Raw genomic sequence first — 11,731 nt, 5'->3', positions numbered from 1 at the left:
AGCGGCCGGGGGCGGCCGCGCGGGAGTCAGCCGCGGCGCATGATGGCGGCCGCTGCGGCGACGTTGATCAGGACGATGGCGAACCAGGCGATGGCCAAGCCGAACCCGCCTCCGCGGGAGGCCGCGATGGCCGTCAGCGGGATGCCGATGCCCATCGACCCCAGCGCGATCGGGATCATCGCCGCCCCCGGGCTCTTGGACCTGCTCGGACCGGGACCGGCGCCGTGGGCCTGGAGCTCGGCGCGCACCCGGGCGGCGATCGTGGCGTCGAGCCGCTCCACGAACGACTCGACCAGGGCGGCTTCGTATTCGGGGCCGAGGTCGCGGCGGGCGTCGAGCGTCGCCTGCAGATCCTCGCGGATGGGGCGCATGTCTGGCATGAGGCTCATCATCGCGGCTGCGCGGCACGCCGTCATCAGCCCTGAGGGCCATGGTGAACTCATCCCCAGGTACGGTTCTGACATGCGGATCATGACCCCGCGCGGCCCGGCGCAGGTCGAGTTCGACGAGGTGGAGCGGCCCCGGCTGCTGCTGGTGCTGACGCACGGGTCGGCCGGGGGAGTGGACGCGCCCGATCTGCTGGCGGTGCGCGACGCGGCGCTGAAGGCGGGGGCCGTGGTGGCCAGGGTGACGCAGCCGTTCCGGCTCGCGGGGGCGCGGGCGCCGGGCTCGGCCGTCCGGCAGGACGAGGCGTGGGAGGTCGTGCTGGGCGAGCTGCGGGCGCGATGGCCGGGGCTGCCGCTGGTGCAGGGCGGCCGGAGCAACGGGGCCAGGGTGGCCTGCCGTACGGCCGAGGTGGTCGGCGCGGTCGCGGTGGTGGCACTCGCGTTCCCGCTGCACCCGCCGGGCAGGCCCGAGAAGTCGAGGGCCGGCGAGCTGCGCGAGGCGGGCGTGGACGTGCTGGTGGTCAATGGGGAGCGGGATCCGTTCGGCGTGCCCGACGCCGCCGACGCGGCACGCCTGGTTGTGCTGCCGGGCGAAGGGCACGACCTGAAGAAGAACCCCGCCCGGGTGGGCGAGGTGGTCGCCGAATGGATCGTCGGCTATGGGTGAACGGCGTGCCCCAGGGGGCGCCGACGAGCGGGTCGCGGCTCAGGCGGCGCCGACGAGCGGATCCGGGCGGTGCGGAGCGATGACGGTGCCGCCAGGCAGGAGCTCCCCGGTGTCCTCGAAGAGGACGACGCCGTTGCAGAGAAGGCTCCACCCCTGCTCGGGGTGGCAGGCGAGGGTACGTGCGGCCTCGCGGTCGGGCGCCTCGGCTGCCGGACAGGCCGGGTCGTGCGGGCACATCGGCGTGCCTCCGATATCTCGTGAATGGCTCCCGCAGGTCGGAAAGGGGCGGGAACAGCTTGGGTGTTGTCTTTCTTTCAAGTGTGCGGCGTATGTCACACGTTCGGACATAGTCCGTTAGGACTGTTACAGGAGGATGCGAAAGTGTGACCTTCGACACAGCGTGCCTTATACAGGATAACGGTCCAAGCTCGACACGCCCACTAGCTTTGCAAGCCCTTCAGCAAGGCGTCGAGACCACGCTCGAAGTCGACGTCGGCGCGCTCGTCGCGCCTGGTCCACTCGTCGACCTCGGGGTCGGCCCAGCCGGACTGCTGGACCTCGACCGCGACGCTGCCGAACACGAAGGCCCGCAGCGCCCGTACGGCCTCCGGCGCGTCGTTCAGGCCCGCGTCGGCGAGTTGCTCCGTCTGCTCCCTGATGGCCAGCGCGGTGCCGCCCTTGGGCGGTTTGGTCAGTGCGAGCGCCAGGACGCCGGGGTGCTCGCGCAGCAGCTCGCGACCGGCCCGGCACCACGCCCTGGCCGTGTCCTGCCAGGTGGGGCCCTGCTCCACGTGGACGGCGGTGACGTGCTCGGCCAGCGCGTCCATCAGCGCCTCCTTGCCCCGGGGCAGATGATGGTAGATGGCCATGGCCTCCACCTGGAGGGCGTCGCCGAGCCTGCGCATCGTCAGGCGCCTGAGCCCCTGGGAGTCGGCGATGTGGAGGGCGGCGTCGATGATGCGCTCGCGGGAGAGGGGAACGGGCGGTCTCTTGGCGGGCATGGAGATCATCTTACTATGTAAAGGGCGCAACGCGGGTCCGATTATGGAGCGTGTCGCGCTCGGGCGTACCCTGGTCGCCTGATACGAGCCGATTGGGATGAGGGGCAGAGTCGATGGCGTTTTTCCGGCCGCGGGTGAGCCGCGAGGCTGAGGTCCGCTACCACGCGGACGTGGAGATCTCCAAGAGCTACCCCGAGTTGCTCGACCGGGCCAGGCTGGCCGAGGGGACGCTGCGCGACCTGCGGGCCGCCGCCGCGGACGAGCTCGAGTTGCTGGCCGCCGGAGTGGCCTTCGACAAGGCGCTCAGCGAGGCGCTGCGGGCGGCCGAGAGCGGGCAGCGGGCCACGTTCGGGGTCAAGGCCTACGACGACCGCATCGCCCGCCGCAAGGCCAAGGCGACGCCCACGGGGGCCACGTGGACCGCCGAGGTGGATCGGCTGCGTACGCTGCGCGAGGACAACCGGCTGTGGGGCATCCCGCGCGTGCCGCGCCCGGTGCCCGCCGTCCGCTAGGGACATGACGAAGCCCCGGCACGAGGAGTGCCGGGGCTTCGTCGCGGATCAGCTGGCCCAGTCGAGCAAGGGGCGGGTATTGCTCGGGTGGCGCAGCTTCGAAAGCGATTCCTTCTCGAGTTGCCGGATGCGCTCCCGGGTCAGGCCCAGGTGCTTGCCGATCTCGTCGAGTGTGTGCGGTTTGCCGTCGACCAGGCCGAAGCGCAGAGCCATGATCTTCGCCTCGCGCGGCGTGAGGTTGCCGAGCACGCCGCGCAGCTGGTCGCCCAGCAGTTGGCGGTCGACGATCTCCGACGCCTCGGGGGAGTCGACGTCCTCGATGAGGTCGCCGATCGTGGTCTCGCCGTCCTCGCCGATCGTCGCGTTGAGCGAGATGGGCTGGCGGCTGGTGCGCAGCAGCTCTTCGATCTGGTCGGGGGTCTTGTCGAGCTCGATCCCCAGCTCCTCGGGCGTGGGCTCGCGGCCCAGCCTCTGGTGCATGTCGCGCTCGATGCGCGACAGCTTGGAGAGCATCTCCAGCACGTGTACGGGCAGGCGGATCGTCCGGGCCGAGTCGGCGAAGCCGCGCTGGATGGCCTGCCTGATCCACCACATGGCGTAGGTGGAGAACTTGAAGCCCTTGGTGTAGTCGAACTTCTCCACGGCCCTGATCAGGCCCAGGTTGCCCTCCTGGACCACGTCGAGCAGGGACATGCCGCGGTCGGTGTACTTCTTGGCGACCGAGACGACGAGCCGGAGGTTGGCCTCCAGCATGTGGTCCTTGGCCGCCCTGCCGTCATCGATGACCAGCTCGAGGTCGTCGCGGGCGGCGGCGGACAGGCCGGGGTGGGTCTCCAGCTTGTACTCCGCGTACAGGCCGGCCTCGATCCGCCTGGCCAGCTCGACCTCCTGGGCGGCGGTGAGCAGCGTACGGCGGCCGATCGACTTGAGGTAGGTGTGGACCGAGTCGCCCATGACCGACTGGTTGTCGTCGAGGTCGATCGGTTCGGACTCCAGCTCGGGCTCGTCCGAGGCCGCGGCCTCCGGGCTCAGCACGAGGTCGTCGGGGGCGTCCTCGTCCTGCGCGGCGGGCTGGGCGGACCGCTCCGCGGACTCCGTCTTTGGCTCCGCGGCCTTCGAGCGGGTAGACTTCGCTCGCTTGGTCGTGGTCTTACGGGTGGTCTTGCGTGCGGCCGCCTTCCCGAGGGACGGCTCGTTCTCGGCGGCGAGGCTGACACCTGCCTCGGTGAGCTCGCGCAGGATCGAACGGCCGTCCGAGGGGCTGAGGCCGGCTTCGGCGAACGCGTCACGCAGCTCCGCCAAGGAGAGGTGACCCTGCGCTCGCCCTCGGTCAATCAGCTGGTCGAGGGTCGTGGATGGGGTCGCCACGGCGGTTCGGGGCATGAGGACACCTCCTCCATACGGAGTCGAATTCGATCAGACCAAGATTGTGGTGGGGCGGCTGCGGCCGCTCGGCGCACCAGTATCAATAACGCCGTCCAGCGCTATTTGTTCCCGGACGGACAAAAAAGGGGCGGACCGCCCTAAAGGTGACCCACCCCACACGCGAGGAGCGTCACTCCCCGGTGGTGAACTCGCCTGGCTTCACCTCGGGCATGGGCATGGGCTGGGCGTCCTCCATGCGCTTGTCCGTCCAATACTCGATGACCTTCTGCGGGTCCTGGTTGAGCTCCTTGGACACCACGTTGCCATCACTCGGCGCGGGCGAGACGGTCAGCTGCGAAAGCTGATCGGTCTGAACGGACGGCGGCTGGGCGGACGGTTCCTTCTCCACCACTGCTCTGGTCTCCTTGCCGACCCTGTCGAGCCTGCCCGCCGAGGCGGCCGCCGCGACTGAGGCTCCGCCGACGAGGATCACGCCGACGACCGCCGCGGATGCCCACATCTTGCGGGTCTGGTTCATGAAGGCTCCCTCCTTGCTCTCCTCCATAAGACGCACCCGCAACTCATCAGGTTCCTGTCCTAAGGCGAACGAGATCCGTTTTACCATTCGCTAGCAGCGGCAAACGGGACATCAGCCGCAGTTGGCGCGGCGCGGCGTAGGCGGGGAGCCGGTCGGTGGAGTAGGCGCGGAGCTGGTCCAGCGTGGGCGGGCCGGCGGGGTCGGCGGGCACCACGACGGCCACCACGATCTCTCCCCATTCGGGGTCCGGCCGGCCGATCACGGCCACGTCGGCCACCTCGGGGTGGCCGCCGAGCACCTCGGCCACCGAGGCGGCCACCACCTTCTCGCCGCCGGTGTTGATGACGTCGTCGGCCCTGCCCAGCACGCGCAGCCGGCCCCCGGTCAGCTCGCCCAGGTCGGAGGTGACGTACCAGTCGCCGTCGAAGGGGGCGGGCTCGCCGAAACGGTAGCCGGAGAAGAGCACCGGGCCGGCGACGCGGATGCGCCCGTCGTCGCCGATTTTGAGATCTACATTGTAAAGGGCCCGGCCGTCGTACACGCAGCCGCCGCTCGTCTCACTCATCCCATACGTCGTGACCACCCGCGCGCCGAGCGCCCGAGCCTCGGCGAGCAGGCCGGCCCGAGGGGCGGCGCCGCCGAGCACGATGGAGCGGAAGACCGACAGGTCGGCGTTCAGTTCGACCAGACGGTGGAGCTGGGTCGGCACCAGCGACACGTGGTCGGCGCCCGAGGCGAGCACCTCGTGGGGGTCGAAGCGTGGGTGGATGATCGGCTCGCTCTCGCAGAGCAGGGCGCGGACCAGCACCTGCAAGCCCGACACGTGGGAGGTCGGCAGGCAGCACAGCCAGCGTTCGCCCTTGACCGCCTCCAGGCGGCGCAGTGAGGAGGCCGCCGAGGTGCGCAACGCGGTGGCCGACAGCATCACGCCCTTGGGCGCTCCCGTGCTGCCGCTGGTGGCGATGACCACGGCCACGTCGTCGGGCACGCCCTCGCCGTCGTCCTGGCGGGCGCCGTTGACGTGCGTCGGGCGGAGCGCGCCGGGGGCGCTTGCGTCAGGCAGGGGCAGGATCGCCGGGCCGTCGCCGGACAGGGCATCACGGATCGCCGCGAAGAGCTCGGGTCCCGGGGGTCCGACCACGGCGTGCAACGGCCGGTCCGGATGCGACGGCTTCCTCAACATGCTCGTAAGGTTAATGGCGACAGGTCGGTCAGCGGTGCAGGGAGGGTCGTGACGCGTTCTCCCGTGCATTTCCGGGCTCCCGTCGTCTTCCGGGTCGCGATGCGCACCCGTTTCCGGGGTCAGACCGTCAGGGAAGGGGTTCTGCTGCACGGTCCGGCCGGTTGGGGCGAGTTCTCGCCGTTTCCCGAGTACGGTCCGCGCGAGTGCGCCCGCTGGCTGGCGTGCGCCCGCGAGGCCGCCTTCGAGGGCTGGCCGGAGCCGGTGCGCGACAGCGTGCCGGTCAACGCGACCGTGCCCGCCGTGGCCGCCGAGCAGGCCTTCGAGCTCGTCCGCGGGTCGGGCTGCGGCACGGCGAAGGTCAAAGTGGCCGAGCGGGGTCAGACGTTCGCCGAGGACCTGGCGCGGGTGGAGGCGGTGCGTGACGCGCTCGGCCCGGCGGGCAGGCTGCGCGTGGATGCCAACGGCGCCTGGGAGGTCGGCGAGGCCGTACGCCACCTCAAGGAGCTCGACCGCTTCGACCTGGAATACGCCGAGCAGCCCTGTGCCACGCTCGAGGAGCTGGCGGCGGTGCGGCGGGCGGTCGATGTGCCGATCGCGGCCGATGAGTCGATCCGGCGCGCCGAGGACCCGCTGCGGGTCAGGGCCGCGGAGGCGGCCGACATCGCGGTGGTCAAGGCGCAGCCGCTCGGCGGGGTGCGCAACGCGTTGCGGGTGGTGGAGGCGTGCGGGCTGCCCGCCGTGGTGTCGAGCGCCGTGGAGACCTCGGTGGGGCTGGCGGCGGGGCTCGCGCTGGCCGCGGCGCTGCCGGAGCTGCCCTACGCGTGCGGGCTGGGCACGATGCCGCTGCTCACGGGTGATGTGGTGGACGATTCGCTGGTGCCCGTGGACGGGCGGCTGGCCGTACGACGTCCTGCGGTGAATTTTCAGCTTTTGTCAGCATTTGAGATTGAATCTCCCTCGTGGCTTCGCCGGATGCAGGAGGCGTCACTGTGAACCCCGCTACCGCACTGGCCACGGTCCTGGTCGACGAGCTGGTGCGCTGCGGCCTCACCGACGTCGTGGTCGCGCCCGGCTCGCGCTCGGCCCCCCTGGCGCTGGCGCTGCACGCCGAGTCGCGGGTGCGGCTGCATGTGCGCATCGACGAGCGGTCGGCCTCCTTCCTGGCGCTCGGCCTGGCCAGGCGGGCCGAGCGGCCGGTCGCGCTGATCTGCTCGTCCGGCACCGCCGCCGCCAACTTCCACCCGGCCGTCGTCGAGGCGAGCGAGTCGGGCGTCCCGCTGCTCGTGCTCACCGCCGACCGCCCGCCCGAGCTGCGCGGCACCGGCGCCAACCAGACGATCGACCAGATCAAGCTGTACGGCTCGGCGATCCGCTGGTTCGCCGAGGTCGGCGTGCCCGAGGACCGGCCGGGGCAGGTCGCCTACTGGCGATCGCTGGCCTGCCGGGCCTACCAGCGCGCCTCCGGGCCCGCCGCTCCGGGGCCGGTGCACCTGAACCTGGCGTTCAGGGAGCCGTTGATCCCCGACGGCGACACCTCGTGGTGCGAGTCGCTCGGCTCCGACGCCAACGGCCCCTGGGTGCGCGCCCGGGTCGCGCCGCCACCCATCGCCCTGCACATCCCGCCGACCAGGCGCGGCGTGCTGGTGGTCGGCGACGGCGCCGCGAACGTCCGCCGCTACGTCGCCGCGGCCGGCATGGCGGGCTGGCCGGTGGTGTCGGAGCCGAACGGCGGCGGACGCTACGGCGACCATGCCGTGTCCACCTACCACTACCTGCTCGGCACGCCTGAGTTCGCCGACGCCCACCGCCCCGACGTGGTGGTCACGCTCGGCCGTCCCGGGCTGTCGCGGCCGCTGCTGTCGTGGCTCCGGCGGGCCGGGGAGCACATCGTGGTCGCCACCGACCTCGACCGCTGGCCCGATCCGACCCGGTCGGCGACACAGGTGGCGCAGGCGGTGGAGATCCCCGTCGCCTCGGGTGACGACACGTGGCTGCACGCCTGGCGGCAGGCCGACCAGGCGGCCAGGTCGGCCATCGACGAGGTGCTCGACGCCTCGGGCACCAGCGAGCCCCGGCTGGCCCGCGACCTGGTCGACGCGATACCCAACGGGGCGCTGCTGTTCTGCGGCTCCTCGATGCCGATCCGCGACCTGGATCAGGCGATGCGCCCCCGGCGGGGGCTGCGGCTGCTGGCCAACCGGGGCGCGTCGGGCATCGACGGGCTGGTGTCGTCGGCCATGGGGGCGGCGCTGGCGCACAACGGGCCGTCGTACGCGCTCATGGGCGACCTGTCGTTCCTGCACGACCAGAACGGCCTCATCCTGGGCCCCCGGGAGCCGCGGCCCGACCTGTGTCTCGTGGTGGTCAACAACAACGGCGGCGGCATCTTCTCGCTGCTGCCGCAGGCGGCGGTCAGGGATCCGTTCGAGCGGGTCTTCGGCACGCCGCACGGCGTCGATCTCGGTTATGTGGCCGCTTCGACGGGCACCCCGTACCAGCTGGTGGAGGACCTGTCCGACCTGCCCAAGGCGTTGCGCGGCGAGGGGCCGCGCCTGGTGGAGGTGCGCACGGACCGGGAGGCGAACGCCGTGGTGCACGCCCGCCTGCGCGAGGCCGCCCACGCCGCGATCCGGGACTGCGTGACCTGAGCGCGGCGTCAGTCCTGCATGTGGGTGTAGGGCCCGGGTGGTGGCGGGCGGGTGGGGAAGTGGTGGTTGAGCCCGGTGATCAGGAGCAGCCGGTCGACCTGCGGGGGGATCCCGGACAGCAGCAACGGTATGGCGTTGCGCCGCGCGTGATCCTGGATGCTCACCAGAGTGCCCAGGCCGGCCGCGTCGATGAACGACAGCCCGCTCAGCTCCATGACGACTTCGTCGATCTTCCGGTGTCCGTTGAAGGTCTCCCTCAGGATGTCGAGCAGGTGATCGCGCAGCACCGAGGTGGTGGCGATGTCCAGCTCCCCGGAGACGTGCACGATAACTTTCGCCCCCTGACGGCTTGTCGTCAGGTGCAGTGGCTCCATGTGCTCGGCTCCCCTGTTGTGTTCCCACACTGGAACATCTGCCGACTGTGGAGCCTTCTCCCCATCAGGACCCTCACGAGTCCGGGGACATGCCCAGCCGCCGACTTCGACATCTGACGTGGCGCGGGGTCCGGACGCCACGAGGAATCGCAGATGCGATTTGCACTAGATGTGTGGATTATTACCTTGTGTAACTGTGTGCTTTCAGAACGAAGTGTACAAGTCCTTTGGCGCTCGCAGGGTCAAGAGCTGCGATACCAGCCAGAAATGATGACCACGGTCCACTAACTGCTCCGTCGGGCGCCTCCGGATGGGGCAACTTCCTGCTTGGAATGATGGTCTAACATTCGGAATCATGTCCGAGCCTACGGATGAGCCCAAGCTCGTCGGGTCCGACCGGGTGCTGGCGGTGCTGGCCGAGCTTGCCCGCCACCCCGACGGGATCGGCCTGGAGGAGATGGCCCGCGCGGTGGCCAGCCCCAAGCCGACCGCGCATCGCGCCCTGGCCGCGCTGCGCCGCGCCGGGTTCGCCACCCAGAACGGCCACGGCCAGTACGTACTGGGGGATGAGTTCCTGCGGATGGCCTTCGCCCACCACGAGGCCCGGCCCGACCACGTCCGGGTGACCCCGATCCTCAAGGCGCTGTGCGAGCGGTACGGCGAGACGGTGCACTACGCGGTGCTGGAGGGCACCTCGGTCGTCTACCGCTCCAAGCTGGACCCGGCCGCCGGCGCGGTACGGCTGACCTCGGTCGTCGGCGGGCGCAACCCGGCCCACTGCACCGGTGTCGGCAAGATGCTGCTCTCTCACCTCCTGCCGGACGAGGACGCGGTGCGCGCGTGGGCGGGCGGCCGGGCGCTGGAGCGGCGGACCGAACGCTCCGTCGGCACGGCCGAGGAACTGCACGCCGAGCTGGTACGCGTCCGCGCGCAGGGCTACGCCGTCGACGACCAGGAGAACGAGCCGGGCGTCAACTGCCTGGCGGTTCCGGCGTACCTGAACTCACCCGCCGTGCCCAGCGGCGCGATCAGCGTCAGCGGCCTGGCCTACCGCACGCCGCTGGACAAGCTCATCGCCGACCTGCCCGCCATCCACGCCATCGTTTACGGCAAGGACCCGTCGTGAGGTCCGAGCCCGCCAACGCCATGGAAGAAATCCTGCCGATTCACGGAGACTGATCTTGTATCTCATGCGCATCGGCGCCCCCGGCGCCGAAAAGCCCGTCGTCCGCGTGGACGACACCCACTACGTGGACGTCTCTGACCTGACGCCCGACTTCGACGAGCGCTTCTTCGGCTCCGGCGGCACGGCCCTGCTGGCCGGACCGGTCGCCGAACGTATCGCCGCCGGCCAGGTGGCGCGGTTCGCCGGCGAGCGCGTCGGCGCGCCGATCGCCCGGCCGCACCAGATCCTGTGCATCGGCCTGAACTACAGTGACCACGCCGCCGAGACCGGGCAGGCCGTCCCGGACGAGCCGATCCTGTTCACCAAGTCGCCCAACACGCTGATCGGCCCCTACGACGAGGTGCGCATCCCGCGCGGCTCGACGAAGACCGACTGGGAGGTGGAGCTGGGCATCGTCATCGGCCGCCGTACCTCCTACCTGGACTCGGTCGAGCAGGCGCGTGAGGCCATCGCCGGTTACTGCGTGGTCAACGACGTCAGCGAGCGCGCCTTCCAGATGGAGCGCGGCGGGCAGTGGAGCAAGGGCAAGTCCGCCGAGACCTTCAACCCGGCCGGCCCCTGGCTGGTCACCCCTGACGAGATCGCCGACGTCACCGGCCTCGGTATGCGGCTGGACGTCAACGGCGTGCGCCGCCAGACGGGCACCACCAAGACGATGATCTTCGATCCGTACGTCATCGTGCACCATCTGAGCCAGTTCATGGTGCTGGAGCCCGGCGACCTGATCAACACCGGCACCCCGCCGGGCGTCGGCATGGGCCACGACCCGCAGATCTGGCTCCAGCCCGGCGATGTGATGGAGCTCGGCATCGACGGGCTCGGCAGCCAGCGCCAGCTGGTCGCAGGGCCCCGCTAGTGCGCGCCCTCGTCCTGACCGGCCCGGGCAAGGCCGAGGTCCAGGAGGTCGAGGCACCGCTCGCCGCCCCCGGCGAGGTGGTCGTCGACGTCGAGCGGGCCGGCGTGTGCGGCACCGACGTGGAGCTGTTCACCGGCGAGATGAGCTACCTGCGCACCGGCCGCTCCTGGTACCCGCTGCGCCCAGGCCACGAGTGGACCGGGGTCGTCAGCGCGGTCGGCGAGGGGGTGGACGGCGGCTGGCTGGGCCGCCGGGTCACCGGCGACACCATGCTCGGCTGCGGCCACTGCGACCGCTGCCGGGCCGGCCACCACCACGTCTGCGCCGACATGGTCGAGATCGGCATCAGCCGCGGCCGTCCCGGAGCGCTGGCCGAGCGGCTCGCCCTGCCGGCCACGGCCCTGCACGCGCTGCCCGACACGATGGACGCCACACTCGGCGCGCTGGTCGAGCCGGGCGCCAACGCGCTCAGGGCCTTCCGCGCCGCCGGGCTGCGGCCGGGGGAGCGACTGCTGGTCCTGGGCACGGGCGCGATCGGGCTGCTCGTGGCGTTGTTCGCCCGCGCCGAAGGGGTGGAGGCGCACCTGATGGGCCTGCACACCCCGGATGTCGCGCGGACCCTCGGCCTCACCGGCGTCTGGACCCGGGAGACACTGCCCGAGCTGCCGTGGCATGCCGTGGTCGACGCCTCCAACGCCCCGCAGCTGCCCGCCCTGGCGCTCGACCTCGTCGAGCCCGCGCGACGCGTCGTCTACATCGGCCTGGCCGGGACACCGAGTACTCTCGACACCCGCGATCTGTTGCTCCGGGACGTCACCGCCGTCGGCATCCTCGGCGGCTCGGCCGGGCTGGCGGGCGCCATCGCCGCCTATGCCGACGCTTCGCTGGACGCCCGCCCGCTGGTGGGCGCCACGGTGGGCCTGGACGCGACGGCCGACGTCCTGGCCGGGCACCGGCCCGACGACGCCGGGCCCGGCCCGAAGATCCACATCGATCCGCGACTGTGAGAGAAGCA

The 11,731-nt window shown here is 71.2% G+C and carries 14 protein-coding genes; 7 read left to right on the top strand and 7 right to left on the bottom strand.

From position 1 onward, the window contains the following. Positions 1-26: 26 nt before the first annotated feature. Positions 27-380 (bottom strand): hypothetical protein, encoded by a 354-nt coding sequence (locus AB0H88_RS16800; RefSeq protein ID WP_357645226.1) that lies wholly within the window; start codon positions 378-380, stop codon positions 27-29. An 82-nt stretch (positions 381-462) separates the two neighbouring features. On the opposite strand from AB0H88_RS16800, the gene AB0H88_RS16795 reads away from it, so the two are divergent. Continuing rightward, on the top strand, positions 463-1,053 hold the full coding sequence (locus AB0H88_RS16795; protein WP_357645224.1) for an alpha/beta family hydrolase: 591 nt from the start codon (positions 463-465) through the stop codon (positions 1,051-1,053). Positions 1,054-1,092: 39 nt separating this feature from the next. Here the strand turns inward: AB0H88_RS16795 and AB0H88_RS16790 are convergent, their stop codons facing one another. Both AB0H88_RS16790 and AB0H88_RS16785 read right to left on the bottom strand, forming a co-directional pair. After that, positions 1,093-1,290, bottom strand: coding sequence for a DUF5999 family protein (locus tag AB0H88_RS16790; RefSeq protein WP_225292822.1), 198 nt, complete (start codon positions 1,288-1,290; stop codon positions 1,093-1,095). Between the two features lie 203 nt (positions 1,291-1,493). Then, positions 1,494-2,054: a TetR family transcriptional regulator gene (locus AB0H88_RS16785; RefSeq protein ID WP_357645222.1), complete on the bottom strand. Its 561-nt coding sequence runs from the start codon at positions 2,052-2,054 to the stop codon at positions 1,494-1,496. Positions 2,055-2,167: 113 nt separating this feature from the next. Here AB0H88_RS16785 and AB0H88_RS16780 point away from each other — a divergent pair, with 113 nt between their 5' ends. Next, positions 2,168-2,566 (top strand): hypothetical protein, encoded by a 399-nt coding sequence (locus tag AB0H88_RS16780; RefSeq protein WP_357645221.1) that lies wholly within the window; start codon positions 2,168-2,170, stop codon positions 2,564-2,566. A gap of 48 nt (positions 2,567-2,614) precedes the next feature. Here the strand turns inward: AB0H88_RS16780 and AB0H88_RS16775 are convergent, their stop codons facing one another. The 3 genes from AB0H88_RS16775 to AB0H88_RS16765 form a co-directional block, all read right to left on the bottom strand. Further along, positions 2,615-3,949, bottom strand: coding sequence for an RNA polymerase sigma factor (locus AB0H88_RS16775; protein WP_357645219.1), 1,335 nt, complete (start codon positions 3,947-3,949; stop codon positions 2,615-2,617). Between the two features lie 172 nt (positions 3,950-4,121). Then, on the bottom strand, positions 4,122-4,469 hold the full coding sequence (locus AB0H88_RS16770) for a hypothetical protein (RefSeq protein ID WP_357645217.1): 348 nt from the start codon (positions 4,467-4,469) through the stop codon (positions 4,122-4,124). 46 nt (positions 4,470-4,515) lie between these two features. Beyond that, positions 4,516-5,652, bottom strand: a complete 1,137-nt coding sequence (locus AB0H88_RS16765) for an AMP-binding protein (RefSeq protein WP_357645215.1) — start codon at positions 5,650-5,652, stop codon at positions 4,516-4,518. Between the two features lie 48 nt (positions 5,653-5,700). On the opposite strand from AB0H88_RS16765, the gene AB0H88_RS16760 reads away from it, so the two are divergent. Both AB0H88_RS16760 and menD read left to right on the top strand, forming a co-directional pair. After that, positions 5,701-6,645 carry an o-succinylbenzoate synthase gene (locus tag AB0H88_RS16760; protein ID WP_357645213.1) on the top strand — a complete coding sequence of 315 codons (945 nt, stop codon included), beginning with the start codon at positions 5,701-5,703 and terminating at the stop codon, positions 6,643-6,645. Then, positions 6,642-8,300: a 2-succinyl-5-enolpyruvyl-6-hydroxy-3-cyclohexene-1-carboxylic-acid synthase gene (gene menD / locus AB0H88_RS16755; protein WP_357645211.1), complete on the top strand. Its 1,659-nt coding sequence runs from the start codon at positions 6,642-6,644 to the stop codon at positions 8,298-8,300. The genes AB0H88_RS16760 and menD overlap by 4 nt, the downstream gene beginning before the upstream one ends. Before the next feature lie 8 nt (positions 8,301-8,308). On the opposite strand, the gene AB0H88_RS16750 is transcribed toward menD, so the two are convergent. Further along, positions 8,309-8,674 carry an STAS domain-containing protein gene (locus AB0H88_RS16750; RefSeq protein WP_357645209.1) on the bottom strand — a complete coding sequence of 122 codons (366 nt, stop codon included), beginning with the start codon at positions 8,672-8,674 and terminating at the stop codon, positions 8,309-8,311. A 355-nt stretch (positions 8,675-9,029) separates the two neighbouring features. Between AB0H88_RS16750 and AB0H88_RS16745 the strand changes: the two genes are divergently transcribed. The 3 genes from AB0H88_RS16745 to AB0H88_RS16735 are packed head-to-tail and all read left to right on the top strand — an operon-like array spanning position 9,030 to position 11,723. Beyond that, positions 9,030-9,800 carry an IclR family transcriptional regulator gene (locus AB0H88_RS16745; RefSeq protein WP_357645207.1) on the top strand — a complete coding sequence of 257 codons (771 nt, stop codon included), beginning with the start codon at positions 9,030-9,032 and terminating at the stop codon, positions 9,798-9,800. A 55-nt stretch (positions 9,801-9,855) separates the two neighbouring features. Continuing rightward, on the top strand, positions 9,856-10,716 hold the full coding sequence (locus tag AB0H88_RS16740; protein WP_357645205.1) for a fumarylacetoacetate hydrolase family protein: 861 nt from the start codon (positions 9,856-9,858) through the stop codon (positions 10,714-10,716). Beyond that, on the top strand, positions 10,716-11,723 hold the full coding sequence (locus tag AB0H88_RS16735; RefSeq protein ID WP_357645203.1) for an alcohol dehydrogenase catalytic domain-containing protein: 1,008 nt from the start codon (positions 10,716-10,718) through the stop codon (positions 11,721-11,723). Before AB0H88_RS16740 ends, AB0H88_RS16735 begins: the two co-directional genes overlap by 1 nt. Positions 11,724-11,731 lie beyond the last annotated feature (8 nt).

This window comes from Nonomuraea sp. NPDC050680 (assembly GCF_040654555.1).
In the GTDB taxonomy this organism is placed as follows: domain Bacteria; phylum Actinomycetota; class Actinomycetes; order Streptosporangiales; family Streptosporangiaceae; genus Nonomuraea.
The sequence above is the reverse complement of the archived record's forward strand: the minus strand, read 5'-3'. Positions and strand labels throughout refer to the sequence as shown.

What these genes read in the sequence shown, in the direction of transcription:
- AB0H88_RS16795 (WP_357645224.1), top strand. Translation starts at nt 463, where the DNA reads ATGCGGATCATGACCCCGCGCGGCCCGGCGCAGGTCGAGTTCGACGAG.
- AB0H88_RS16775 (WP_357645219.1), bottom strand. Translation starts at nt 3,949, where the DNA reads ATGCCCCGAACCGCCGTGGCGACCCCATCCACGACCCTCGACCAGCTG.
- AB0H88_RS16770 (WP_357645217.1), bottom strand. Translation starts at nt 4,469, where the DNA reads ATGAACCAGACCCGCAAGATGTGGGCATCCGCGGCGGTCGTCGGCGTG.
- AB0H88_RS16785 (WP_357645222.1), bottom strand. Translation starts at nt 2,054, where the DNA reads ATGCCCGCCAAGAGACCGCCCGTTCCCCTCTCCCGCGAGCGCATCATC.
- AB0H88_RS16790 (WP_225292822.1), bottom strand. Translation starts at nt 1,290, where the DNA reads ATGTGCCCGCACGACCCGGCCTGTCCGGCAGCCGAGGCGCCCGACCGC.
- AB0H88_RS16750 (WP_357645209.1), bottom strand. Translation starts at nt 8,674, where the DNA reads ATGGAGCCACTGCACCTGACGACAAGCCGTCAGGGGGCGAAAGTTATC.
- AB0H88_RS16780 (WP_357645221.1), top strand. Translation starts at nt 2,168, where the DNA reads ATGGCGTTTTTCCGGCCGCGGGTGAGCCGCGAGGCTGAGGTCCGCTAC.
- AB0H88_RS16800 (WP_357645226.1), bottom strand. Translation starts at nt 380, where the DNA reads ATGCCAGACATGCGCCCCATCCGCGAGGATCTGCAGGCGACGCTCGAC.
- AB0H88_RS16765 (WP_357645215.1), bottom strand. Translation starts at nt 5,652, where the DNA reads ATGTTGAGGAAGCCGTCGCATCCGGACCGGCCGTTGCACGCCGTGGTC.
- AB0H88_RS16745 (WP_357645207.1), top strand. Translation starts at nt 9,030, where the DNA reads ATGTCCGAGCCTACGGATGAGCCCAAGCTCGTCGGGTCCGACCGGGTG.